The 24,617-nt window shown below is 66.9% G+C and carries 21 protein-coding genes; 13 read left to right on the forward strand and 8 right to left on the reverse strand.

What is annotated here, in order from left to right; all coding sequences use genetic code 11:
* Window positions 1-11 precede the first annotated feature (11 nt).
* Entirely contained in the window at window positions 12-1,580 is a 1,569-nt protein-coding gene (locus KZ491_RS03860) for a protein adenylyltransferase SelO (RefSeq protein WP_222564501.1), read from the reverse strand.
* 138 nt (window positions 1,581-1,718) lie between these two features.
* Between KZ491_RS03860 and KZ491_RS03865 the strand changes: the two genes are divergently transcribed.
* Together KZ491_RS03865 and KZ491_RS03870 are read left to right on the forward strand one after the other, a co-directional pair.
* Entirely contained in the window at window positions 1,719-1,883 is a 165-nt protein-coding gene (locus tag KZ491_RS03865; RefSeq protein ID WP_222564502.1) for a hypothetical protein, read from the forward strand.
* Window positions 1,884-2,043: 160 nt separating this feature from the next.
* The gene (locus KZ491_RS03870) at window positions 2,044-4,131 is read left to right on the forward strand and encodes a DEAD/DEAH box helicase (RefSeq protein ID WP_222564503.1); all 2,088 of its coding nucleotides are present in this window, start codon (window positions 2,044-2,046) and stop codon (window positions 4,129-4,131) included.
* On the opposite strand, the gene KZ491_RS03875 is transcribed toward KZ491_RS03870, so the two are convergent.
* Window positions 4,118-5,029 (reverse strand): pseudouridine synthase, encoded by a 912-nt coding sequence (locus KZ491_RS03875; protein WP_222564504.1) that lies wholly within the window; start codon window positions 5,027-5,029, stop codon window positions 4,118-4,120. The genes KZ491_RS03870 and KZ491_RS03875 overlap by 14 nt on opposite strands.
* A 244-nt stretch (window positions 5,030-5,273) precedes the next feature.
* On the opposite strand from KZ491_RS03875, the gene KZ491_RS03880 reads away from it, so the two are divergent.
* The 4 genes from KZ491_RS03880 (at window position 5,274) to KZ491_RS03895 (ending at window position 8,792) form a co-directional block, all read left to right on the forward strand.
* On the forward strand, window positions 5,274-5,759 hold the full coding sequence (locus tag KZ491_RS03880) for a DUF4142 domain-containing protein (RefSeq protein WP_222564505.1): 486 nt from the start codon (window positions 5,274-5,276) through the stop codon (window positions 5,757-5,759).
* Window positions 5,760-5,881: 122 nt separating this feature from the next.
* A complete protein-coding gene (locus KZ491_RS03885) occupies window positions 5,882-6,925 on the forward strand; it encodes a YeiH family protein (RefSeq protein ID WP_222564506.1) in 1,044 nt (347 codons plus the stop codon).
* A gap of 57 nt (window positions 6,926-6,982) precedes the next feature.
* Window positions 6,983-7,534: a YaeQ family protein gene (locus KZ491_RS03890; RefSeq protein WP_043959036.1), complete on the forward strand. Its 552-nt coding sequence runs from the start codon at window positions 6,983-6,985 to the stop codon at window positions 7,532-7,534.
* Between the two features lie 4 nt (window positions 7,535-7,538).
* Window positions 7,539-8,792: a BaiN/RdsA family NAD(P)/FAD-dependent oxidoreductase gene (locus KZ491_RS03895; protein WP_222564507.1), complete on the forward strand. Its 1,254-nt coding sequence runs from the start codon at window positions 7,539-7,541 to the stop codon at window positions 8,790-8,792.
* A gap of 107 nt (window positions 8,793-8,899) precedes the next feature.
* On the opposite strand, the gene KZ491_RS03900 is transcribed toward KZ491_RS03895, so the two are convergent.
* A complete protein-coding gene (locus tag KZ491_RS03900; RefSeq protein ID WP_222564508.1) occupies window positions 8,900-9,757 on the reverse strand; it encodes a PA4780 family RIO1-like protein kinase in 858 nt (285 codons plus the stop codon).
* A gap of 128 nt (window positions 9,758-9,885) precedes the next feature.
* On the opposite strand from KZ491_RS03900, the gene KZ491_RS03905 reads away from it, so the two are divergent.
* On the forward strand, window positions 9,886-10,368 hold the full coding sequence (locus KZ491_RS03905; RefSeq protein ID WP_246606488.1) for an FKBP-type peptidyl-prolyl cis-trans isomerase: 483 nt from the start codon (window positions 9,886-9,888) through the stop codon (window positions 10,366-10,368).
* Between the two features lie 29 nt (window positions 10,369-10,397).
* Here the strand turns inward: KZ491_RS03905 and KZ491_RS03910 are convergent, their stop codons facing one another.
* Window positions 10,398-11,384 carry an LLM class flavin-dependent oxidoreductase gene (locus tag KZ491_RS03910; protein ID WP_222564510.1) on the reverse strand — a complete coding sequence of 329 codons (987 nt, stop codon included), beginning with the start codon at window positions 11,382-11,384 and terminating at the stop codon, window positions 10,398-10,400.
* A gap of 138 nt (window positions 11,385-11,522) precedes the next feature.
* On the opposite strand from KZ491_RS03910, the gene KZ491_RS03915 reads away from it, so the two are divergent.
* From KZ491_RS03915 to KZ491_RS03925, 3 genes are read left to right on the forward strand one after another with little or no spacing between them, the layout of a single operon-like run.
* Complete coding sequence (locus KZ491_RS03915; protein WP_222564511.1) at window positions 11,523-12,572, forward strand: extracellular solute-binding protein; 1,050 nt, start codon at window positions 11,523-11,525, stop codon at window positions 12,570-12,572.
* A complete protein-coding gene (locus tag KZ491_RS03920) occupies window positions 12,556-14,202 on the forward strand; it encodes an ABC transporter permease (protein WP_222564512.1) in 1,647 nt (548 codons plus the stop codon). Before KZ491_RS03915 ends, KZ491_RS03920 begins: the two co-directional genes overlap by 17 nt.
* On the forward strand, window positions 14,192-15,250 hold the full coding sequence (locus tag KZ491_RS03925) for an ABC transporter ATP-binding protein (RefSeq protein ID WP_222564513.1): 1,059 nt from the start codon (window positions 14,192-14,194) through the stop codon (window positions 15,248-15,250). The genes KZ491_RS03920 and KZ491_RS03925 overlap by 11 nt, the downstream gene beginning before the upstream one ends.
* Before the next feature lie 12 nt (window positions 15,251-15,262).
* Here the strand turns inward: KZ491_RS03925 and KZ491_RS03930 are convergent, their stop codons facing one another.
* The gene (locus KZ491_RS03930) at window positions 15,263-16,963 is read right to left on the reverse strand and encodes a serine hydrolase (RefSeq protein WP_246606489.1); all 1,701 of its coding nucleotides are present in this window, start codon (window positions 16,961-16,963) and stop codon (window positions 15,263-15,265) included.
* Window positions 16,964-17,017: 54 nt separating this feature from the next.
* On the opposite strand from KZ491_RS03930, the gene KZ491_RS03935 reads away from it, so the two are divergent.
* The gene (locus tag KZ491_RS03935; RefSeq protein WP_425493075.1) at window positions 17,018-18,310 is read left to right on the forward strand and encodes a TIGR03862 family flavoprotein; all 1,293 of its coding nucleotides are present in this window, start codon (window positions 17,018-17,020) and stop codon (window positions 18,308-18,310) included.
* Window positions 18,311-18,326: 16 nt separating this feature from the next.
* Here KZ491_RS03935 and KZ491_RS03940 read toward each other — a convergent pair whose 3' ends face one another.
* Together KZ491_RS03940 and KZ491_RS03945 are read right to left on the reverse strand one after the other, a co-directional pair.
* Window positions 18,327-20,792 carry a heavy metal translocating P-type ATPase gene (locus KZ491_RS03940; RefSeq protein WP_343225529.1) on the reverse strand — a complete coding sequence of 822 codons (2,466 nt, stop codon included), beginning with the start codon at window positions 20,790-20,792 and terminating at the stop codon, window positions 18,327-18,329.
* Between the two features lie 33 nt (window positions 20,793-20,825).
* A complete protein-coding gene (locus KZ491_RS03945; RefSeq protein ID WP_222564516.1) occupies window positions 20,826-21,584 on the reverse strand; it encodes a sulfurtransferase in 759 nt (252 codons plus the stop codon).
* A 176-nt stretch (window positions 21,585-21,760) separates the two neighbouring features.
* Here KZ491_RS03945 and KZ491_RS03950 point away from each other — a divergent pair, with 176 nt between their 5' ends.
* Both KZ491_RS03950 and KZ491_RS03955 read left to right on the forward strand, forming a co-directional pair.
* Entirely contained in the window at window positions 21,761-22,156 is a 396-nt protein-coding gene (locus KZ491_RS03950) for an HPF/RaiA family ribosome-associated protein (RefSeq protein ID WP_222564517.1), read from the forward strand.
* Window positions 22,157-22,254: 98 nt separating this feature from the next.
* Entirely contained in the window at window positions 22,255-22,986 is a 732-nt protein-coding gene (locus KZ491_RS03955; protein ID WP_222564518.1) for an rRNA pseudouridine synthase, read from the forward strand.
* Window positions 22,987-23,069: 83 nt separating this feature from the next.
* On the opposite strand, the gene lysS is transcribed toward KZ491_RS03955, so the two are convergent.
* A complete protein-coding gene (gene lysS, locus KZ491_RS03960; protein ID WP_222564519.1) occupies window positions 23,070-24,611 on the reverse strand; it encodes a lysine--tRNA ligase in 1,542 nt (513 codons plus the stop codon).
* Window positions 24,612-24,617: the final 6 nt, after the last annotated feature.

Here is a 24,617-nt window from a genome sequence, read left to right on the forward strand (position 1 = left end):
TGATCCTTGTTTCAGGAGCTGCACGAGAGCATTGAGCAGCCCGCTTTGTCGCGGGCCCAATCCGGCCTCCGGGCAGCGAATTGCTCCCGGCCGGGTTGATCCTCGTACGGCCGGCGCATCACCTCCAGCAGCTCGTTGACCCCCTCGATGTCGCCGCGTGTGGCCCGATCGATCGCCTGCTGGGCGAGGTAGTTGCGCAGCACGTAGCGCGGATTGGCGGCATGCATGGTTCGCCTGCGCTCCTCCCGGTTCAATCCGCCTCTCAGGCGCACGCTATAGCGCTTCAGCCACTCCCGGAACGCGGCGGCGGAGGCCACGCGCTTGTCAGCGTCGTAGAACGCGTCGATGAACGCGGCGTTGTCCATCGCCTCGTTGAGTGCGTCGGCGTCGCAATCGGACAGCGCGCGGAAGAACAGGGTCATATCGACTTCCGCGTCGGCCAGCAGTTCCTGCAACGACTGCATCAAAGCGCTGTCGCCTTCGCGGTAACCGGCCAGGCCGAGCTTGTGCACCGTGTTGTCGCGATCGGCCTGGTTGTAGGCATCCACGTAGGCCTGTAGACCGGCCTGCAAGGCGGACGGCTCCTTGAACAACGGCGCCAGCGCCCCAGCCAACCGTCCCAGGTTCCAGTACGCCACGGCCGGTTGCTGGCCGAAACGGTAGCGTTTGCGCCGCGCGTCGGTGGTGTTGGGAGTCCAGCCTGGATCGAAGTTGTCGATCCATCCGTAGGGGCCGTAATCGATGGTCAGTCCAAGGATCGACATGTTGTCGGTGTTCAGCACGCCGTGCACGAAACCCACCCGCATCCAGTGCGCCACCATGACCGCGGTACGTCGGCAAATTTCAGTGAACCACGCCGCGTACAGACCCTCTCCGCTCCCTTCCAGCTCCGGGAAGTCACGGCCGATGCAGAAGTCGACCAGCTGCCGCAGCAGGCCAGTGTCGCCGCGCGATGCCGGCAATTCGAAGCTGCCAAATCGCAGGAACGATGGCGCGACGCGGCAGACGATCGCACCAGGCTCCGGCGCGGGGTGACCGTCGTAGAACATGTCGCGAACGACCTGCTCCCCGGTGGCGACCAGACACAGCGCGCGCGTGGTCGGCACCCCCAGGTGATACATCGCCTCGCTGCACAGGAACTCGCGGATCGAGGAACGCAGCACCGCTCGCCCGTCCGCGCTGCGCGAGTAAGGCGTCGGCCCCGCGCCCTTGAGTTGCAGCTCCCAGCGCTCGCCAGCGCCGGTCACGACTTCGCCAAGACTGATCGCGCGGCCGTCGCCAAGTTGCCCCGCCCAATGACCGAACTGGTGCCCACCATAATTGGCCGCGTACGGCTGCATGCCGGCAAGAAGTGAATTGCCGCCGAACACGTCCGCAAATTGCCGCGTGCGGGCGTCCTCCTCGTCCAGGACGAGGCGGGCCATCATCTCGGCGGAGTACGCCAACACGCGCGGCGCGCGCACGGGTGTGGGGCGCACCTCAGACCATGCCGCGCCATCGACCTGACGCACGCCGACCGAGGTATCCGGATCACCGGGGAGGTCGCGCACAAACGCGTTGTCGAAATTCAGATCCAGCATCACCTGTCACCGCATTGGACCCGCTGGATGCGCGGGCTGTCCCATCCTAAGCGTTTGCCAGCGGCGTTCCCGTCGTCAGACCGTTGCGCCCTGAGCGCATGACCTAGACTGGTGCAAACACACCTGAGGAAAACGCCGATGGCGAAGCCGAATTATTCGTTTGAAAAGCGTCAGCGAGAAATCGCCAAGAAGAAAAAGAAAGAAGAGAAGCAGTCGCGCAAGCAGACCAGCAAGCCCGAAGACGAAGGCGGCGAGTCCGGCGCGGATGCAGCCTCCGGAGCGGAATCCACCGAACAAGGCTGAAGGCCGGGACTGCGGTTCCTGCGATGCGGATCAGCGCACTCTGCTTACCGGCAGCTGACCCGGACCGCATCAGATCGCGATTTGCATCGCGCCGATCGTCTGCGGACGTTAAACTGTGCGGTCTACCCGACCGGCCCAGCCGGCGCTGCCGAGAACTGCGATGAGCGCCGAAACGCCCGCTACCCCCGATTCCATCCCCGACACTCCTTTGAACTTTGACGGCCTGGCCCTGCCCGAGACACTGCGGCAGGCGATCAGTGCGCTGGGCTACGAGTCGCCCTCGCCCATCCAGGCGGCCACGATCCCGCCGCTGATGCAGGGCCGCGACGTGATCGGCCAGGCTCAGACCGGTACCGGCAAGACGGCGGCGTTCGCGCTGCCGATCCTTGCGCGCATCGATCCCGCGCAGAAGTCCCCGCAGGCACTGGTGTTGGCCCCGACCCGCGAACTGGCCATCCAGGTCGCCGAGGCGTTCCAGAGCTACGCCTCGCACATGAAGGGTTTCCACGTTCTGCCGATCTACGGCGGCCAGAGCTACTACCCGCAGTTGCAGGCGCTGAAGCGCGGCGTGCAGGTCATTGTCGGTACGCCGGGCCGCGTCATCGACCACTTGGACCGCGGCTCGCTGGACATCTCCGCGCTGCGCTTCCTGGTGCTGGACGAGGCCGACGAGATGCTGCGCATGGGCTTCATCGACGATGTCGAGAAGGTCCTGAAGAAAACGCCGGAAACCCGCCAGGTCGCGCTGTTCTCGGCCACCATGCCGGTACAGATCCGGCGTATCGCCCAGACCTACCTGAAAGACCCGGTCGAGATCGCGATCAAGAACAAGACCAGCACCGCCGACAACATCCGTCAGCGTTACTGGGCGGTCAGCGGCGTGCAGAAGCTTGACGCGCTGACCCGGATCCTTGAGGCCGAACCGTTCGACGCGATGATCGTGTTCGCCCGCACCAAGCTGGGCACCGATGAACTCGCCTCCAAGCTCGCCGCCCGCGGCATCGCCGCCGCCGCCATCAATGGCGACGTGCAACAGGCCCAGCGCGAGAAGACCATCCAGAACCTCAAGGACGGCAAGATCGACGTGCTGGTTGCGACCGACGTCGCCGCCCGCGGTCTGGACGTGGACCGCATCAGCCACGTGCTCAACTACGACATCCCCTACGACACCGAGAGCTACGTCCACCGCATCGGCCGGACCGGACGCGCCGGACGCAAGGGTGAGGCGATCCTGTTCGTGGCCCCGCGCGAGCGCGGCATGCTGCGCGCCATCGAGCGCGCGACCCGCCAGCCGATCCAGCAGATGGAGCTGCCATCGATCGAGACGGTCAACGAGCAACGCGTCTCCAAGTTCCTCGATCGCATCACCGATACCCTGGCCGACAACGACCTGGGCATGTTCCGTGAGCTGATCGAGCGCTACGAGCGCGAGCAGAACGTGCCCGCGGTGGAAATCGCCGCCGCGCTGGCCAAGCTGTTCCAGGGCGATCACCCGCTGCTGTTGACGCCGCCACCGCCTCGCGCCAAGTACGAACCGCGACCGGACCCGCGTGGGGCCAGCCCGCGTGACGTCGGTCATCGTGGCCAGCCACCGCGGCCGCCCCGCCAGCAGCGTCCCGAGCGTGACGTCACTCCACGAAGCTTCGATGAGCGCCATTCGGCGCCGACGTCGCCGGAGCCGCGCCGGTTCGACGAGGGCCGCCCCACACCTCCTCGCGCCGACCCGCGCCCACCCGCGCCCCCGCGCGGCGTCAACGCCGCTGAAGCCATGTTCGATGACGCGGCCCCGGCAACGCCATCCCAGCCGCCGCGCAGCGCTCCATCGGCGCCGCCTCAGCGCAACGCACCGCGCACCGATGAGATCGGCATGGAGACGTTCCGTATCGAAGTCGGCCACGACCACGGCGTGCAGCCGGGCAACATCGTCGGCGCGATTGCCAATGAGGCGGATCTGGAAAGCCGGTACATCGGCCGGATAGACATCCGCGACGACTACAGTCTGGTGGACCTCCCGGAAGGCATGCCGCACGAGTTGATGGAACACCTCAAGCGGGTCTACGTGGCCGGCCAGGCGTTGCGCATCCGCCATGCGGACGAGCGCGACAACACCGGCGGACGCACCGCCCGTCCGAACTCGCCCCGCCCGCCGCAGGCCCGACCCTCGGGTCCGCGCGGACCCCATGCAGGCAAGCCGGCGGGTGGCAAGCCCGGCAATTTCGCGCCGCGCAAGCCGTTCAAGCCGCGCTGATCGGCCCCGGGAATTCCAGGGCCAGTGCGCTCCGGAACTCCCGCGCGTCGCCCGTCAGCGGGTCGACGAAAGCCAGCGACCGCGCGAGCAACTTCAGCGGCGACGCATGCTTGTCGGCTGACTGCTCCTGCAGTTCCGGATAGAAAGCGTCGTTGATGATCGGCGCTCCCAGCGCCGCCATGTGCACCCGCAGCTGGTGCTTCTTTCCGGTAACGGGCTCAAGCGCATAGCGCCACACGCTGGCTCGCGCGTCGAGCACGTCGATGCGGCTCTCGCTGTTGGCGATCCCCGCCACCTCGCGCATGCGAAAGAACGGCTTGCCGGGCTCCAGCCGGCTGCGGCGAATCAAGGGAAACGCCAGGTGGCGAAGCGCGGGCGCGAGCGCCTCGTAATGCTTCCGGATCGAACGGTCGCGAAACAGCGCCTGATAGGCGTTCCGGGTCGCCGGATTGATCGAGAACATCACCAGCCCCGCGGTGCCACGATCGATGCGGTGCAAGGGAACAATGTCCCGGTTCCCCAGGGTTTGCTGCAGGCGGAACAGCAAGCTCTGGCGCACGTACACGCCGGCCGGCATCACCGGCAGGAAGTGCGGCTTGTCCACCACCAGCAGGTCGGCATCGGCGTGCAGGATCTGTTCGGTGAACGGGATGATCGGCTCGTCCGCCACCTCGCGGTAGTAGTACAGCGTCATCCCCGCGGTGGCGATGGCATCCGCGCAGAGCGGGACTCCAGCCGCATCCAGTACCCGGCCGCGTGCAAATCGGCTGCGCCATGTGGCTTCATCGATCTGCGGAAACTGCGCGCGCACGGCGTCCAACGCGCACGCCCAAGGGCCGTCCCGGAGTTGCACGCGGCTGGCAGGCACGCCGTCGAGAGGAAGAGGCGTCGTTTTCATTTCCGCAAGCGTACGGGACGACGAGCACCCGCGGCGAAGCCACCGCCATCACCTCGCCTTCACGCCGTCGCGCCGCGGTTGGCCTAGCTTGGTCATTGCGGGGCCATTCATCCATGGACGGGCCGCGGGCCTTGCGAATCACGCGGCGCGCCACGAAACCGGGAGGAATGACATGTCCAGGAACGCATCCCTAGTCATTGTCGCTTTGACAGCTTTCGCATTGTCCGCCTGCACCCGTGCACCGATGCCGCCCGATCGCACTACCGCTGCCACCGCAAGCAAGACCGCCGTCGCGCCAGGAGAGACCGTTGCCCAGTTGATCGCCCTTGATCAGCAGGCGGTGGCCCTGGCTGAGCAGGCCCGACAGCACGGGCAGCTGGATCCACCGGTAGCCGACCTCGCCGAGCAGATTTCCATCCATCACCGGCGGAACCTGACCCAGACCCGCGCACTGGGTGACGCCGAAGCACTGGATGTGGTCGACACCCCCGCCATCAGGAATCAGCGCAGTGAGGAGGAAAAACGCCTGAAGGCCTTGGCCGGCCTTGAGGCTGACGCCTACCAGCGCGGCTACCTGGATGCCGTGGTAGAGACCCACGAGCAGGCGTTGGCGCTGATCGATGAGCGCTTGCAGGCGTCCGACAATGAGGTCATCCGCAGGCATCTGGAGCGCACCCGTGGCAACTACGAGAACCACATGAAGACGGCGCTCGCCTTGCGCGATGACTGAGCCGACCAGGTCGGCGGCTCGCACCGGGCGTTTTTGACCGCAGCCAATGAAGTCGCACTCCGGCTCGCCGCGCGCCCGGGCGGCGTCTATCCTGTGAATCCGGTTTCTGGACGGCGCACTTGATGTCGGCAACTTCCACGCACGCCCCGGCCACCTCACCCACGCCCCCTCCCGCCGCGCCCTCCCCGCTTTGGCCCGGCCTGATGCTGGCGACGGTGGTTGCCGTTGTCGCGCTGCTGCTGGGCCGCTGGCTGCCACTGGTGGGCGGCCCGGTATTCGGCATCCTGCTCGGGGTGCTGATCCGCAATACGGTTTCGCCCCCAAAGGCATGCGAGCCGGGGATCCGTTTCGCCGGCGAGAAGATCCTGCAATGGTCGATCATCGCGCTGGGGTTCGGACTCAGCCTGACCCAGGTCGCCAAGACCGGGATGGAGTCGCTCAGCATCACCGCCGTAACGATCATCGTAGCGTTCACCTCCGCCCTGGTGCTGGGCAAACTGCTCAACATTCCGTCGAAACTGAAGTTGCTGATCGGCGCGGGAACGGCGATCTGCGGCGGCTCTGCCATCGCGGCGGTGACACCGATCATCAAGGCCGACGGGCACGACACCGCCTTCGCGATTTCCACGATCTTCCTTTTCAACCTGGTGGCGGTGCTCGTGTTCCCGGCGCTGGGCCACCTGATGGATCTCAGCCAGCAGGGCTTCGGGCTGTGGGCCGGCACTGCGATCAACGACACCTCATCGGTGGTGGCCGCCGGCTACAGCTATGGCAAGGAAGCAGGCGACCACGCGACCATCGTCAAGCTAACCCGCGCCACCTTGATCATCCCGATGTGCCTCATTTTGGCCGCGATCGAGGCCTGGAAGCACAAGAAGAGTGGCGCCGGCGATTTCCGCCTCTCGACCATCGTTCCGTGGTTCATCCTGTGGTTCGTGGTTGCGTCTGCCGCGCGCACCCTGGGGCTGATCCCCGAAGCGGCGCAACCGGTAATCCATGTCGCCGCCAATTTCCTCATCATCATGGCGCTGACCGCCATCGGCCTGTCGGCCGACCTGCGCCGCATGGCAAGCACCGGTTTCAAGCCGATCGCGCTGGGAATGGGCGTGTGGATCGCGGTGGCGGTATCCAGCCTGGCGGTCCAGTTCGCCACCGGGCAGGTCTAAACCAGCGCTCAGCGCCGGCAAAGCCTAGAATGGCGGGCTACCTTCCGCGAGTCTGTCATGGCAGCCAATTCGACCGTCGTCAAAGCCGAGCTGCAGATCAGCGACATGGACCGGCATTACTACGCCACCCATACGCTGACCCTGGCCCAGCACCCCTCCGAAACCGATGCCCGCCTTATGGTGCGCCTGCTGGCCTTCGCGCTGTATGCCGACGAGCGGCTCGAGTTCGGTCGCGGAATCAGCAACGAGGATGAGCCGGACCTGTGGCAGCGCGACTATGTGGGCGATATCAACCTGTGGATCGACCTGGGTCATCCTGACGAATCGCGAATCAAGAAATCGTGCGCCAAGGCGGACCAGGTGGTAGTGGTGAACTACGGCGGCAACGCGTCGGATATCTGGTGGGACAAGATCGCCAGTTCGGTGTCACGCCTCAAAAATCTGACCGTCCTCGACATCCCCAGTCACGTGGTCGATGCCTTGCCGGCGATCGGCGAGCGCGGCATGCGCCTGAATGTGCTGATCCAGGACGGCGAACTCCAGCTGATGGGCGATCGCGGCAGCACCGCGCTGCGCCCCACCGTGCGCATGGCGCCCAGCACCGACTGAGCCGATGGCGGCGGCGGACACCAGTGGGCCTGCGCGCGTCCGCGAAGTAGACGTGGTCGTGGTCGGCGGCGGCGCGGCCGGCCTGATGTGCGCGATTACCGCCGGTCGACGGGGAAAGCGCATCGTGGTGGTCGAGCATGCGAACCGGGTCGGCAAGAAGATCCTGATGTCGGGCGGCGGTCGCTGCAATTTCACCAATACCGGCACCACCCCGGCCAACTTCCTGTCAGCCAACCCACACTTCTGCAAGTCGGCCCTGGCGCGCTACACGCCGTGGCACTTCCTCGACATGGTGGACAGCCATCGCATCGCCTGGCACGAGAAGGAACTCGGCCAGTTGTTCTGCGACGAGTCCTCCAAGCTGATCGTGAAGATGCTGCTGGACGAGTGCAGCGCCGCGGGCGTGCAGGTGGAAACCGGGTGCAGCATCCGGCGCATCCAGCGGCTCCCCGTAGCCGACCGTGGCGTGGCGTCCGGGCAGGACGGGTTCGTGGTGGACACCAGCCTCGGCCAGTTCCGCACCCCGGCCCTGGTCGTCGCCAGCGGCGGGCTGTCGATCCCCAGCATGGGTGCCAGTGGCTTCGGCTATGAGGTGGCCAAGCAGTTCGACCACACCGTGCTGCCACTGCGCGCCGGCTTGGTCCCACTGACGCTGAGTGGCGTGCACCAGGAACGGCTGGCCGACCTGAGCGGCGTATCACTGCCTGTCACCGCGACCGCCAAGGGGCAGTCCTTCAGCAACTTCATGCTGGTGACGCACCGCGGCATCAGTGGTCCGGCCATCCTCCAGATCTCGTCCTACTGGCAGCCCGGCGAGGACCTGCAACTGGACCTGCTGCCGGACGCCGATGCGCTGGCAACGCTGCAGCAGATGCAGCGCGCGCGGCCCGCGGCCGAACTGAAAACACTGCTGGCCGAACTCTTTCCCAAGCGTTTCGCCCAGCGCCTGTGCGATGCATGGCTAAGTCACCTCCAGCCTGCCCGGCCGATTCGCCAGTTGAACCTGCCGGAGCTCCAGCAAGTCGCCGCGGTGCTGCACCGTTTACCGCTGGTCGCCAGCGGTACGGAAGGCTACCGCACTGCCGAGGTCACCCTGGGCGGCGTGGATACCAATGGCGTGTCGTCAACGACGATGGAGTCGCGCCACGTTCCCGGGCTGTATTTCATCGGCGAGGTGCTGGACGTCACCGGCTGGCTGGGCGGCTACAACTTCCAGTGGGCCTGGGCGTCGGGACACGCGGCTGGAAGCTCGGTCTAGAAGCGCGCCCGGTCCTGGAGCTCGAAGCGCTCGTTCTCCGACAGGCTGGCAGGATCGTTGGTCACCGCGGTCAACGCAATATAGAGCGCCGTGCCACGGACGCGGAGTCAGCCCTCCTCGGCTGCCGCCTCGCGCCCCTGCTGCCGGATGAGCGCTTCCTCGCGGGCGTCGCGGATGGCTAGCTGGACGCTGTCCAGATCCGCGCTGGACTCGTCGAATGCGTATTCGCCGGTGAGCGGGCTGTCGGGGCGCAGCTCGCCCTTCTCATACAGCGCCCACATCTCCTCGGCGTAGTGCGTCGACAGCAACTCCGGGGCGGCCGCGCCGAGGCTGAGGGTGAGGTTGTTGACGTCACGCTGGAGCATCTTGCGCGCGGCGTTGTTGCCCGACGCACTGACTACCTGCGGGAAGTCGATCAGCACCGGGCCGTCGGGACCGACCAGCACGTTGTACTCGGACAGATCGCCGTGGATCAGGTCGATGCACAACATCAGCACGACCTGGCGCACAAGGAAGGCGTGGTACTCGCGCGCCTGCGCCGCGGACAACTCGACCTCGCCCAGGCGCGCGGCGGAATGGCCTTCGGAATCGGTGACCAGTTCCATCACCAGCACGCCGTTGTAATACCCGCGCGGCGCCGGAACCCGCACTCCGGCGTCGACGAGGCGGTAGAGCGCGTCAACCTCGGTGTTCTTCCAGGCGGCCTCCTGCTCCTTGCGGCCGAACTTGCTCGCCTTGGTGATCGCGCGCTGCTCGCGACTGCCGCGGACCTTGCGTCCTTCCTGGTATTGCACGCGCTGCTGGAAGCTGCGCTGGGCCATGTCCTTGTAGACCTTGGCGCACAGGATCTCATCGCCGGAACGGACCACGTAGACGTCTGCTTCCTTGCCGCTCTTGAGCGGACGCAGCACTTCGTCGATCACACCTTCATCGATCAACGGCTGCAAGCCGGCGGGGGTCTTCATGTTTGACGTTCGGCCTTGGATGGCCGGCCAGTATGGTCGATTGGCCGCAATCTGGCCCGGATCGCGATGAGCGCATTGCCGATCAGCGGTATCGTTGGCCTCCCCAAGCCGCCTGCGAAGCCATCACCTTGAAGCGACTCCCGCACCACAACGCCGCGCGCGCCGCATCCCCGTTCGTGCTCGCACTTGCCCTCGCCGGCGCGCTGCTGGCGGCATGTTCGCCCTCCACGCCGCCCGCCCCGCCCAATGGCAGCGTGGCCGAACTGCAACGGATCGACCTGGTCGATGGCGCTGGTGCGGTGGCGGCAGCAGGCGATGAGATCAGCGTCCACTACACCGGCTGGGTGTACGACAAGGACGCTCCGGAGCAGCGCGGCGCCCAGTTCGACAGCTCCCGCGAGCGCGGTACGCCCATCGAATTTGTGCTGGGCGCCGGCCGCGTGATCCGCGGCTGGGATGACGGCGTGGCGGGCATGCGCGTCGGCGGCAAGCGGGTGCTGTTGATACCTGCGTCGCAGGGCTACGGGCAACGGGGCGCCGGCGGGGTGATTCCGCCGGACGCCTCGCTGGTGTTCGAGGTCGAGCTGATGGACGTCAGAAAGAAGCGCTGAGTCGGAGGTCCCGGCCAGGGCTGCGTGCGTCAGTGCGTCGCCATCGCCTCGGCGGCGATCTCGAATGAGCGCACCCGCGCCGCGTGGTCGAAGATGTTCGCGGTGAGCAGCAGTTCATCGGGCCGGTGGCGTTCGATGAACGCGGCGATGCCCTTGCGCACGGTGTCAACGTCACCCACCACCGCGCAGGCCAGTGCCCGGCTCACGCCTTCCTTCTCCTGCGGTGTCCACCACGATTCGATGTCGTCGATCGGCGGCGGCACCAGGCCGATGTCACCCCGGCGCAGCTTCACAAACGCCTGCTGCTGGGTGGTGAAGAGGCGGCGCGCCTCGGCGTCGGTTTCCGCGGCGACCACGTTCAGCGCCAGCATCGCGTGCGGCTTGGCCAGACGCGCAGACGGCGTGAACTCGCCGTGATACAGCGCCAGCGCGTCGTCCATGGCATCGGGCGCGAAATGGGACGCGAACGCGAACGGCAGGCCCATCGCCGCCGACAGCCGGGCACTGAACAGGCTGGAACCGAGCAGCCACACCGGTACCTGGATGCCGGCACCGGGAACGGCACGGACCGGCTGGCCCGGCTTGGCAGGACGGAAGAAACCAAGAAGTTCGGCGACATCGTGCGGAAACGCGTCGGCACCCTGGTGGTAGCGGCGCAGCGCGCGCACGGTCGCCTGGTCGGTCCCGGGCGCCCGGCCCAGGCCGAGATCGATCCGGTCCGGGTACAGCGACGCCAGGGTGCCGAACTGCTCGGCCACCTGCAGGGGTGAATGGTTGGGCAGCATGATGCCGCCGGCGCCCACACGGATCGTCGAGGTGCCGCCGGCGACGTAGCCGATCAGTACCGCGGTCGCCGCGCTGGCGATGCCGGGCATGTTGTGGTGTTCAGCCAGCCAGTAACGCTGGTAGCCAAGGCGTTCGGCATTGCGGGCAAGGTCAAGCGTGTTGGCGAAGGCCTGGCGGATGTCGCTGCCTTCAGTGACGGGGGCAAGATCTAGCAGGGAATAGGGAATCATGGGGAACACTCGCGGGGGATGGTCCAGTGCCCTTTACATGGGGCCGTCGTGGCCGTTTTGCCAACCTGCATGGCGATACTTCCGCCGAAGGTTCGTAGATAATAGCGATTCTCATTTGTACCCAGCCGAGGTGCCTCCGTGCGACCGCTCCCCCTGACTGCCGTCATCCTGGCCGCGCTTGCGGCCTGCTCCGCCGACAAGCAGCCTTCAAGTGATTCCGGAACCGCCGTCCCATCGGGCGACGCTGCCAACGAACTGGTGGTCTACACCTCCCGCAACGAGCAGTTGCTCAAGCCCCTGTTCGACCGCTACACCGAGGAGACCGGGGTCAAGATCACCTACCTGACCGACAAGGCGCCACCGCTGATGGAGCGGCTCAAGGCCGAAGGCAGCCGCAGCAAGGCGGACGTGTTCATCACTGTGGACGCGGGCAACCTCTGGCAGGCGACCAACATGGACCTGCTGCAGCCGGTGGACTCCGAGCGCCTGCGCAACAACATCCCGGAAAACCTGCGCGACCCCGAGAACCGCTGGTTCGGCCTCTCCGTGCGCGCGCGCACGATCATCCACGACCCTGCCAAGGCACCGGCCGCCACCCTGTCGACGTACGAAGACCTCGCTGATCCCAAGTGGAAGGGCAAGCTGTGCCTGCGCACCAGCAACTCGGTCTACAACCAGAGTCTGGTCGCCACGATGATGGCCAGCCTGGGCGCGGAAAAGACCGAGGAAGTCGTGCGCGGCTGGGTCGCCAACCTGGCGGCGCCGCCGATGGCCAGCGACAACGAGGTGATCGAGGCCATTGCTGCAGGCCGTTGCGCCGTGGGCATCAGCAACACCTATTACCTGGGTCGTGCGCTGCGCAAGGACGCGTCGCTGCCGGTCACCGTTTTCTGGCCCAATCAGGCCGAGGGCGAACGTGGTGTCCACGTCAACGTTTCAGGTGCCGGCGTGACCCGCCACGCGCCACATCCGCAGGCCGCGCGCGAGTTCATCGAGTGGCTTTCCGACGGTGAGGCGCAGGCGCTGTTCGCCGGCGAGAACCTGGAGTATCCGGCCAACCCGAATATCGCCACCGACCCGTTGATCAAGGCATGGGGCGATTACCGCCAGGATCTGATCAACGTCTCCCAGGCCGGCGCGATGCAGGCCGATGCCGTCAAGCTGATGGATCGTGCCGGCTATCGCTGATCCGTTCACCCTTCCACCGCCGCCGACTGCGCACGGGCGCCATGCCCGCGCGCAGCCGGGCCCGCGTGGATGGACCTGGCTGGCGGTCGCGCTGACGCTTCCCAGCCTGATTCCGCTTGGGGCCACCCTGGCGGCACTGGCGCGTCCCGATACCGACACCCTGCAGCATCTGTGGCAGTACGTGCTGCCACAGGTCGCCGGCAACACCGCGTGGCTGCTGCTGGGAGTCGGCGCGGGCAGCGCCGTCCTGGGCACCACACTGGCCGCGCTGGTGGCGCTCTGCGAATTCCCCGGGCGGCGCTGGTTTGCGTGGCTGCTGGTGCTGCCCTTGGCCATGCCCGGCTACGTGCTCGCGGTGGCCTTCATCGCGCTGTTCGACTACGGCGCACCGTTCACCGTCTGGCTGCGTGAGCACTCAGCGTTGCAACTGCCCGACATACGCTCCCGCGCAGGTCTGATCGCGGTGATGACGCTGGCGTTGTACCCCTACGTGTACCTCGTTGCCCGCGAGGCATTTGCCAGCCAGGGCGCGCGCGCACTGGAAGCGGCTCGCGCCTTGGGGATGGGACCTTGGCGGTCGTTTTTCCGCGCCAGCCTGCCGATGGCGCGGCCGTGGATCGCCGGCGGCACGCTGCTGGTAATGATGGAGACCCTGGCCGACTTCGGTGCGGTGTCCGCCTTCAATTACGACACCTTCACCACTGCGATCTACAAGGCCTGGTTTGCCCTGTTCTCCACAGATACGGCCTTGCAGATCGCCGCGGTCCTGCTGGTAGCCGTGTTGGTGCTGGTCGGCCTGGAGACCGCATCGCGGCGTCGCCAGTCATTCGTCTCCGTCGGTCACGCCAAGGCGCCACGGTTGCAGACGGGACGTCCGGGATGGTGGGCGACGGGCTTGTGCGCGCTGGTGTTGCTGGTCGCCCTTGGCCTGCCGCTGTCGCAGCTGGTCTGGCAGGCGCTGGCGCATCTGGACGATCTGGACACGCGCTATTTCGCGAGCCTGCGCAACGCCCTGTCACTGTCAGCCATGGCTGCGGCACTGACGACCGCAGCGGCCTTCGTCATCGCGCTGGGCGCGCGTGAGCAACCCGGCTTCCTCACCACCACCGCCACCCGTATCTCCACCCTGGGGTACGGGCTTCCAGGCGCACTGTTGGCTATCGGCCTGTATGTGCCGGTCGCCCGGTTCTCGACCTGGCTGGCCGAGACCCGCGACTGGGATGTGCCGTTGGAAGGCGGATTGATGCTGTTGCTGGTGGCCTACGGCATCCGCTTCCTTGCCGTGGCGCATGCCCCGGTCGCCGGCGGGCTGTTGCGCGTCCGTCCGCAGTTGCTGGAGGCCAGCCGCAGCATGGGCGTGACCGGTGCCCGGCAGCTACGGGTGGTGCACTGGCCGCTGCTGCGCGGCAGCTTCGCCACCGCAGCACTGCTCGTGCTGGTGGACACGATGAAGGAAATGCCAATTACCCTGATGATGCGTCCATTCGGCTGGGACACGTTGGCCACGCGGGTGTTCGAGCTGACCAACGAAGGCGAATACGCCCGTGCCGCCCTGCCTTCGCTGGCGATCGCCCTGGCGGGTTTGATACCGGTGATCGCCCTGACCCGTCGAGGACGCGATGCGGCTTGAGATCGAAAATGGCGCGGTCGGCTATGACGGCCGCGTGGTCCTCTCCGGTGCCAGCCTGGAGCTGGCAGACGGGCAAATCGGCTGCCTGATCGGCCCTTCCGGCGCGGGCAAGACCACGTTATTGCGGGCCGTCGCTGGATTCGAGCCCCTTTTAGCCGGTCGCATCCGCGCAGACGGCGAGCTGCTGGTTGGCAACGGCGTCCACCTTCCGCCGGAAAAGCGGCAGATGGGCATGGTGTTCCAGGATCACGCCTTGTTGCCCCATCTCAGCGTGATCGACAACGTCCGCTTCGGCCTGTTCCGCTGGCCCCGCGCAAAATCCAGGTCGCGCGCGGCGGAGATGCTCGACCTGGTCGGGCTGGCCGATTACGCCAAGCGACCTCCGCACCAGCTCTCCGGGGGCCAGCAACAACGGGTCGCCCTGGCCCGGGCGCTTGCACCAGAGCCACGCATGGTGCTGCTGGATGAACCCTTTTCCAGCCTTGATCCGGACCTGCGCGAACGCCTTGCCATCCAGGTCCGCGCCGCGCTGAAGGCGACCGGCATCGGCGCGCTGATGGTCACCCACTCCCAGGCGGAAGCCTTTGCCATGGCCGATCTGGTTGGCGTAATCGGGGAAGGCCGCCTGCAGCAGTGGACGACCGCCTACGACCTCTACCACCGTCCGGCCAACCCATTCGTGGCCGGCTTTGTCGGCGAAGGCGTGCTGCTGCCGGCGCGCGTGGTGGACGACATGCATGTGGGAACGGGTTTTGGTGTCCTCATGTCGGATCATCGGCTGGTCAGCGCGCCCGGATCACAGGTCCAGATGCTGCTGCGCCCGGACGACGTGCTCCATGACGACCATGCCCCGATGCAGGCGCGGATCGTGCGGCGTCATTTCCGGGGCGCCGATTTCCTGTACACCCTGCAACTGGACGACGGTGAACAGGTGCAGGCCCTGGTTCCGTCGCACCACGACCACGCGGTCGGCCAGGACATTGGTATCCGGCTCGACCTGGAGCACGTGGTCGTGTTCGAGCCGGACGTCCCGGCCGGCGGCGCCTAACGCGTCAGCCGGCTACCCCGCATCCGGCTTGAGCGGCACCAGGCGCAGGTCGTGGAAGTCGAAGCTGAAGTCGGTCAGCGGCGAGATCGCCTGCATGCGGCCCTCGCGGATCGCCCCGTCCGGCTCAAGCGAGAAGGTCAGGAACGCGTCGGCGTTCAGCCAGCGCTCGTCCCAGCGCACCACGAAGGTGTCGTGCTGCCAGTGGCTGAGGGTGCCGACCAGGTCGGGCGTCTTTGCGAAGCGGATCCGCAGCTTGTCGCCAGTCCGCTCGACGACGATGTCGCCGTACCACGGGTCACGGTAGGTCGCGACGTACGCACTCAACGGCAGCGACGGCTTTGAGCGCAGGTCGCGCTTGGCAATGTGTTCCTGCCAGGACTTGTCGGCCTTTTCCTGCGCATCGCCCCGCGCCGAAAGATACGCGCTCGTCCAGTCGGTCCGCGGACCGTCCAGGTAGGCATCCAGCACGCGCATCGTCGCCGCCTGGAATGCGCCGCCCTGCTCGGCGCTCGTGAGCACGATGATCCCCAGGTTCTGCTCAGGCACCAGGGTGATGCGGGAGACGAAACCCGGCCAGCCGCCCGTGTGCCAGACCAGTTTGCGGCCGCGATAGTCCGACAGCGACCAACCCTCGCCATAGCCGGCGTAGTTGGGCGTGGCGGCAGCCAGCGCGGGCACCGACGGCTTGGCGACCGGAATCGGGGTGATCATCGACCACATCTCACGCTGGCGTTTCTGGCTGAACAGACGCCTGGCGCTGTCACCTTCGCCGGAAATCACGCCGCCATCGAGCTGCACCCGTACCCAGTTGGTCAGATCGTGGACGCTGGAGTAGATGCCGCCGGCGCCAGACACATTGCCCCAGCTCACGCGCGGGGCCGCCACCAGATTCGTGAAATCTGCCTGTGCGTAGCCGGTTGCGACGTTGTCGCCGGCCTGCAGGTAATCGCTGTTGAAGCGGGTGTCGTCCATGCCCAGCGGACGGAAGATCCGGGTCTGCAGGAACTCCCGGAACGGCTGGCCACTGGCAGACTCGACGACCAGCTGCGCGACGCCAAACAGGATGTTGTCGTAGGCGTAGCGGTCGCGGAAGCCGCCCTTGAGCGGGACATCCTTCAAGCGGCGCGCGACTTCTTCCGTTGTGTATTTCGAGCCGGGCCAGTACAGCAGGTCACCCGCGCCCAGGCCGAGGCCGCTGCGATGCGCGAGCAGGTCGCGGATGCGCATCTCGCCGGTGACGTAGGCATCCGACATGCGGAACCAGGGCAGGTGGTCGACCACCCGGTCGTCCATTTTCAGCTTGCCCTCATCGGCCAGCATCGACAGTGCGGCGGCGGTGAATGCCTTGGTGTTGGAGGCGATGGCGAACAGGGTGCGCTCGTCCACCGGCACCTTGCTCTCCAGATCGCGCGTGCCGTAGCCGCGCTCCAACACGACGCGACCCTCCTTGACGATCGCCACCGCCATCCCCGGCACCTCGAAGCGCGCGCGGATGTCCTCGATGTAGGCGTCGAAGTCGGCAAGCTGCGCCGGCAACCCCGCCGGCGCATCGGCGAAGACACCGACGTCGGCCGCTGGGGTCGTATCGGTTGCGGCCTCCCGTGCCTGCGCGTGCGCCTGCGCGCCGGGGACCAGCGCCATCGCGGCGCTCAGTGCGATGGCAAGGGCGAGCCATTTGCCGGCGCCTTGCCGGCGAACGTTGTTGATAGGCATCTGTATCCGTATCCCCTGGAATGCGAAGGGCTGAAGATACCCCAGCGCGGCATAATGCAGCGCCGCAATGCCGTGCCACCCCGGAGCCGTTTGATGACACGCCCCACCGCCCTGCCCCGCCTGGCTGTCATTGGTGGCGGCCCGGCTGGACTGATGGCCGCCGAAACCGCGCGTGCGGCCGGCATCGAGGTGGATCTGTACGAGGCCAAGGGCTCGGTCGGGCGCAAGTTCCTGATTGCCGGCAAGGGCGGCTTGAACCTCACCCACGGCGAGCACCGCCCGGCGTTCGACAAGCGCTACCGCGAGCGCAGCGAAGCAGTTGGGGCATGGCTGGACGACTTCGATGCGGCCGCATTGCGCGATTGGGCTCTCGGGCTGGGCGTGGAGACGTACGTCGGCAGTTCTGGGCGGGTGTTCCCGCTGGATCGCAAGGCAGCGCCGCTGCTGCGCGGCTGGGTGCGGCGTCTGCGCGATCAGGGTGTGCGCTTTCATGTGCACCACCGCTGGGAAGGCTGGGACAGCGATGGGGCGTTTCGGTTCTCGACGCCGTCAGGCGAAGTCACTGCGCACTATGACGCCACCGTGCTTGCCCTGGGCGGTGCCAGTTGGCCCCAGCTCGGTTCGGATGGCGCGTGGCAACCGTGGCTGGCTGCGCGCGGCGTGGACACGGCGCCTCTGGTCCCCGCCAATTGCGGTTTCGATATCGACTGGAGCTCCCACTTCGTCCAGCGCCATGCTGGCGCGCCGCTCAAGCCGGTCGTCGCCCACTGGCACGAGGACGGCACCGACCATGCGCTGCAGGGCGAGTGCGTGGTCACCGCCAACGGCATCGAGGGCAGCCTGGTTTACGCCATCTCGGCACCGCTGCGCGACGCGATCGACCGCGACGGCCATGCCGTGCTGATACTGGATCTCGCACCCGGACGCGAACCCGCTCGCCTGCGTGCCGACCTCGCCAAGCCGCGCAACGGACGCAGCATGAGCGACCACCTGCGGCGGCAGGCCGGACTCAACGCCGTCAAAACAGCGCTGCTGTACGAGGTGCTCGGCAAGGACGGACTCGGCGACACCGATCGGGTCGGCCGCACCATCAAGCGCCTGCCCCTGACACTCCTGCGCCCGCGCCCGATCGACGAGGTGATCAGCAGCGCCGGCGGCGTGCGTCTCGAGGCGATGAACGAGGCGCTCATGCTGAACGCCCTGCCCGGGGTGTTCTGCGCCGGCGAGATGCTGGACTGGGAAGCGCCGACCGGTGGCTATCTGCTCAACGCGAGCTTTGCCAGCGGTCGGCGCGCCGGCCTGGGCGCGCTGGATTGGCTGATGCGCCCAGGCCACACCGCAGGATGAGCGATAGCAGCGCGCATTACTCCGTTGCGGGCCGACTTGCCGACTGCGGCTTCCAGCGTCGCAGCAGCAGGGTGTTGGAGACCACGCTGACGCTGGAGAAGGCCATCGCCGCACCTGCCACCACGGGATCAAGCAATCCTGCAGCGGCCAGCGGAATACCGATCACGTTGTAGATGAACGCCCAGAACAGGTTCTGCCGGATCTTGGCGCTGGTACGGCGGGAGATGGCGATCGCGTCCGACACGAGACGCGGGTCGGGACGCATCAGGGTGATACCCGCAGCGTGCATCGCCACGTCGCTTCCTCCGCCCATCGCGATGCCCACATCCGCGGCGGTCAAAGCAGGCGCATCGTTGATGCCATCGCCGACCATCGCCACCGGGCCGGCGGACTTCAGTTCGTTCACCGCGTCTGCCTTGTCACCGGGCAGCACCTCGGCGCGGACGTCGTCGATCCCGAGCGCATCGGCCACGGCGCGCGCCGCGCCGACGTTGTCTCCGGAAATCATCGCGGTGCGAAGTCCCTGCGCGTGCAGGGTCCGGATCGCGTCGCGGGCTTCTGGACGGGGTTCATCGCGGAATGCCAGCAGGCCGAGCAAACGAACCCCATCGGGGTGGCGCTCGGCCAGCCACGACACGCTGTGGCCGTGCGCGGCCAGCTCCCTGCCCTGCGACTCCATCGCGGTGAGGTCGACTCCGCTTTCCCGCATCAGCCGGGAGCTTCCCAGCAGCAGATCGCGACCTTCCACCTCGCCTTCCAGCCCGCGGCCGGCCAGGGCCCGTACGTTGGAAGCGCGCGGAGCTTCGAGATCGCCCGCGGCGTCGAGCACCGCGCTGGCCAGCGGATGCTCGCTGCCGGCCTGCAGTGCGGCCGCCAGGCGCAGCACCGACGCGTCATCGCCGTCGACCCCGATGTGTTGCGCCAGCGTCGGCCGGCCCACGGTCAGCGTGCCGGTCTTGTCAAAGGCGATGATCTTCAGGGAGCGGGCCGTCTCCAGCACCTCGGCGTCCTTGATCAGGATGCCCGCGCGGGCCGCGACGCCGGTGCCGGCCATGATTGCCGTCGGCGTCGCCAGGCCCAGCGCGCAGGGGCAGGCGATCACCAGCACCGCCACTGCATTCAGGATCGCCACGTTCCAGTCGCCACCGATCAATCCCCAGCCGAGCAGGGTCAGCACGCCGATCGCCACCACCACGGGCACGAACACGGCGCTGACCTTGTCGACCATGCGCTGGATCGGGGCCTTCTTGGCCTGCGCGTCCTCGACCAGGCGGATGATCCGGGCGAGCGCGGTCTCCGTGCCGATCGCGACCGTCCGCAAGCGCAGGCGACCTTCGCCGTTGACCGCACCGCCAGTAACCCGATCGCCGGGTTCCTTGGCCACCGGCAGGGATTCGCCGGTGATCAGCGACTCATCGGCATGGCTGCGGCCCTCGATGATCCGCGCGTCCACAGGAATGCGCTCACCGGGCAGCACCACCACCTCATCATCGACCCGCACCTCACCCAGGGGCAGCTCGCGCTCCACGCCGTCGCGCACCACCCGCGCGGTGTCGGGGCGCAACGCCTGCAGTGCCCGGATCGCCTCGGTGGTCTGGCGCTTGGCCCGCGCCTCGAGCCATTTACCGAGCAGCACCAGGGTGATCACAACCGCCGAGGCCTCGAAGTACAGGTGCGCGCCGCCCTGTGCGGCATCAGCGAGCAGGTGGTACACGCTCAGTCCATAGCCTGCGCTGGTGCCCACTGCTACAAGCAGGTCCATGTTGCCCGCGCCCGCTTTAAGCGCGCCCCAGCCGGCGCGGTAGAAACGCGCACCAAGCCAGAATTGCACCGGCGTGGCCAGAGCAAACTGCACCCAGCCCGGAAGCATCCAGTCGCGCCCGAACGGCATCGCCAGCATCGGGAGCATCAGCGGCGCCGACAGGGCGATCGCGATGAGCAGATGGCGTAATTCACGCGAGTGGCGGGTGTCGCGCGGCGGGGGCACGGTAGCATCCGGCCCGCCCTCCGCGTCAGCACCCGTGGCGGGAAGGCTGGCGGCGTATCCCGCAGCCTTCACCGCATCTACCAGCGCCGCCGGGTCCGATCCTGCCAGCACGCGCACCCGGGCCTGCTCGGTCGCCAGGTTGACGTTGGCCTCAAGCACGCCTGGAACGGCGGCGAGGGCCTTCTCCACCCGTCCGGAGCACGAGGCGCAAGTCATGCCTTCGATCGCCAGGTCGATCAACTCGTCGCGGACCGCGTAGCCGCCCGCTGCCACCGCCTCGACCAGGCTCGACAGAGCGACATCCGCGTCGGCGTCCACTTCGGCCATCTCGGTAGCCAGGTTGACGCTGACCTCGCGCACCCCCGGAACCTTCGACAACGCCTTCTCGACCCGGCCCACGCAGGACGCGCAAGACATTCCTTCCACACCCAGCCGTAACACGGTAGTGATTTCTCCGCTTGAACGAACAAGGCCCATCAACGTCTCACCCACCATATGGGGGCGATGCGCCCGGTTTCCACGTTGCGCTCACGCGGCAGGCTGCGGTTCCCCATCGACCAGCGGTTGCAGCAACGGGTCGAGTGCCACGCGCTCGTCGAACACGAAACAGCGGCCCTCGTAACCGGCCCCGCCAACCTGCTCGAAGTAGCCCAGGATGCCGCCGTCGAGCTGGAGAACGTTGTCCATCCCTTCAGCGCGTAGTGTCAGCGCCGCTTTCTCACATCGGATCCCGCCGGTACAGAAGCTGACCAGCGTCGCATCGGCCAGGGCCTCGCGGTGCGGTGCCAGTGCTCCCACCAGTTCGGTGAAATTGTCGATCGGCAGGGTCAGCGCGTTACGGAAGCTGCCGTAGGCGACCTCCTCGCGATTGCGCGTGTCCAGCAGCACGACCCGGCGGCCGTCGTCATCGACGCCGCGCTCGATCCAGCGCGCCAGATCGACCGGGGCCACCCCCGGCGCTCGCGGATGCGCCAGTGGTGCACCATCGGCGCGGCGCCAGGCGATGATTTCCGGCTTGACCTTCACCTTCAGTCGGGCAAATGGCTGGCTGCGGCTGCGGCTGGTCTTGACCGGCATGCCAGCAAACCGCTCGTCCTCCCGCAAAGGCGACAGGAAGGCGTCCACACCCTCATCAGTGCCTGCCAGGAACAGGTTGACCCCTTCCGGGGCCACCAGCACGGTACCGCGCAGTCGACCCTCCTGCGCCAGTATCCGCATCCGCTCGGCGAGGGCCGCAGGGTCGGCGATGTGGGTGAAGTGGTAGGCGGCGATATTGATGACATCCATCCGCCGATTTTACCGGCGCCACGGGCTGCGCGCCTGCCGCTGCAGGCACGCGCGGAGGGAAATTCGCCCGTTGCACGGGCGTCCAGCCCGCCGTTGTCGCCGGGTCAACATGCAATGGACTATTGTTGCGTTTGACCCGGCGAAATCGCCAACCTCACCGACGGAGATACGTCTGAATGAAGATCCAGCTCAACACCGACAAGAACATCCAGGGCGACGAATCGGTCGCGGCCCACGTAGACAAGGTCGTCAACAACGTGCTGTCGCGCTTCGCCAACCAGATCACCCGGATCGAGGTGCACCTGAGCGACCTGAACGCCGACAAATCCGGCCAGAATGACAAGCGCTGCCTGATGGAGGCGCGCCTTGCGTCACGCGACCCGGTCGCCGTCACCGCCGAGGCCGCCACGGTGCAGGAGTCGATCAACGGCGCCGCGCAGAAGCTGAAGAGCAAGCTGGAGAGCTCGCTGGGCAAGCTGGCGGCCGATGAGCGCAAGCCGCACCACATCTCGCCGGCTGCCGACGAGCCGGTGCTTGATCAGGCCATCAAGGACATCGCCGACGCTTCCTGAGCCCGGCGACGCCGCCAGTAAATGGTGGCAGCACAACTCCGACCCGGCCAGCGAGGCCGGGTCGATCTACACTGGTCGGCCGTACCCAGGTGCCGCCGATGTCCGATCACCCCAACCCCACCCCTGAACGACTCTCCCGCAAGGTATCCGACCTCGCTGCGTGCTCGCGCGCGCAGGCCGAACAGTACATCGAGGGGGGCTGGGTCACGGTTGACGGCGAAGTGGTCGAATCCCCGCAATTCATGGTCGAAGCTGCGCAGTGCGTTGAGCTGGACCCGGGCGCGCGGCTGGAAGCCAGCGAGCCGGCCACGATGTTGCTGCACAAGCCCGCCAACCTGCCCTTTGCAGAGTCGGTCTCTTTGGTGACCGAGGCGACCCGCATTGACGGCGACGAGCGTCGTGGCATTCGCACGCTGCAGCGCCACTTCGCCCATCTGCAGCCGTTGATGCCGCTGGATGACGATGCCAGCGGGCTCGTCGTGGTCAGTCAGGACGCCCGCACCGCGCGGCGCCTGAAAGAGGACGGGGCGAAACTCGAACAGGAGTTCCTGGTCGAAATCGACGGCCAGGCCGGCCCCTACACCTTGAGCCGACTGGCTCGCGGACTCAGCTACGAAGGCCGGACGCTGCCGCCTTGCAAGGTCAGCTGGCAGAACGAAATCCGGCTGCGCTTCGCCATCAAGGATGTGCGGCCGGGCCAGTTGCGCGACATGTGCGCGCAAGTGGGGCTGCGGGTCGTTGCTATACGCCGCCTTCGCATCGGACGGATCGGGCTGAACAAGACGCCTGTGGGGCAGTGGCGCTACATGCCGGCCAGCGAGCGGTTCTGACGACGTAGCAAACGCGCCCCAACACAGGCGTCAAACCCGTGGAATCAATCCGGTACAACGCGGTTGGCACCCGGCTCGGCTGATCAGCTTCCCGATTCGGGGCGCATATACGGGAACAGCAGCACGTCGCGGATCGACGATGAGCCGGTCAGCAACATGACAAGACGGTCGATCCCGACCCCCAGCCCGCCGGTCGGTGGAAGGCCGATCTCCAGCGCGCGGATGTAATCGGCGTCGAAATGCATGGCCTCGTCATCGCCGCTGTCCTTCGCGGCAACCTGCGCCTTGAAACGGGCGACCTGGTCCTCGGCGTCGTTGAGCTCGGAGAAGCCGTTCGCCAGCTCCTTGCCGCCGACGAACAACTCGAAGCGGTCGGTCATGCCGGGATCGTCGTCGCTCTCGCGGGCCAGCGGGCTCACTTCCACCGGATGGCGGGTAATGAAGGTCGGCTGGATCAGGGTGTGCTCGACAGTCTCCTCGAAGATCTCCAGCAGCATCTTGCCCCAGCCGTAGTCGGGCTTTACCGGGATCTTCAAGCGCTCGCAGTGGGCGCGCATCGCATCCACATCGCGCAGGTCGTCGGCGCTGATCTCCGGGTTGTGCTCCAGTACCGCATCGCTCATCGTCCAGCGCCGGAAGGCCGGGCCGACATCGATGGTTTCCCCATCCCACTCCAGCCGGGTGGTGCCCAGCACCGAGGTCGCGATGTCGCGGATCATCGCTTCGGTGAGGTCCATGACCTCTTCGTAGGTCGCGTAGGCCTCGTACAACTCCAGCATCGTGAACTCGGGGTTGTGCCGGGTGGACACGCCCTCGTTGCGGAAGTTGCGGTTGATCTCGTAGATGCGCTCCAGGCCACCTACGACCAGTCGCTTGAGGTACAGCTCGGGCGCGACCCGCAGGTACAGGTCCAGGTCGAGCGCGTTGTGGTGGGTCTTGAACGGCTTGGCCGTCGCTCCGCCGGGGATGTGGTGCATCATCGGCGTCTCGACTTCCAGGAAGCGCCGGCTGTCGAGCCACTCGCGCATCGCCCGGATGATCTGCGAGCGCTTGATGAACACGTCGCGCGCCTCCGGCGACACGATCAGGTCAACATAGCGCTGGCGGTAGCGCTGCTCCACGTCCGAGAGGCCATGGAACTTGTCCGGCAGCGGCCGCAACGACTTGGTCAGCAGGCGCAACTCGTCGACCCTGACCGACAGCTCGCCGGTGCGGGTGCGGGTAAGCACACCCCGGGCACCGACGATGTCGCCGACGTCCCAGCCCTTGAACGCAGCGTAGGTATCGCCGAGCGCGTTCGCCTGCAGGAACAGCTGCAGGCGGCCCGACTCGTCCTGGATCTGGACGAAGCTGGCTTTTCCCATCACCCGCTTCAGCAGGATCCGACCGGCGACAGCGACCCGGTGTTGCTTCGCGTCCAGCGCCTCGGCGCTCCACTGCTCCGCATCGGCATATTGGGCCTGCAGGTCACCGGCATAGTGCTGACGGCGAAAGTCGTTGGGAAACGCGATGCCCTGCTCGCGCAGCTCGGCAAGCTTGGCTCGACGCTCGGCCACCAGCTTGTTCTCGTCGGGCCGGTTTTCGGCGGTCGTGGCGTCGGCAGAAGCTGGAGCTGAATCGGTCATGGTCAT

It is taken from the genome of Novilysobacter antarcticus, from assembly GCF_019802285.1.
GTDB lineage: Bacteria > Pseudomonadota > Gammaproteobacteria > Xanthomonadales > Xanthomonadaceae > Novilysobacter > Novilysobacter antarcticus.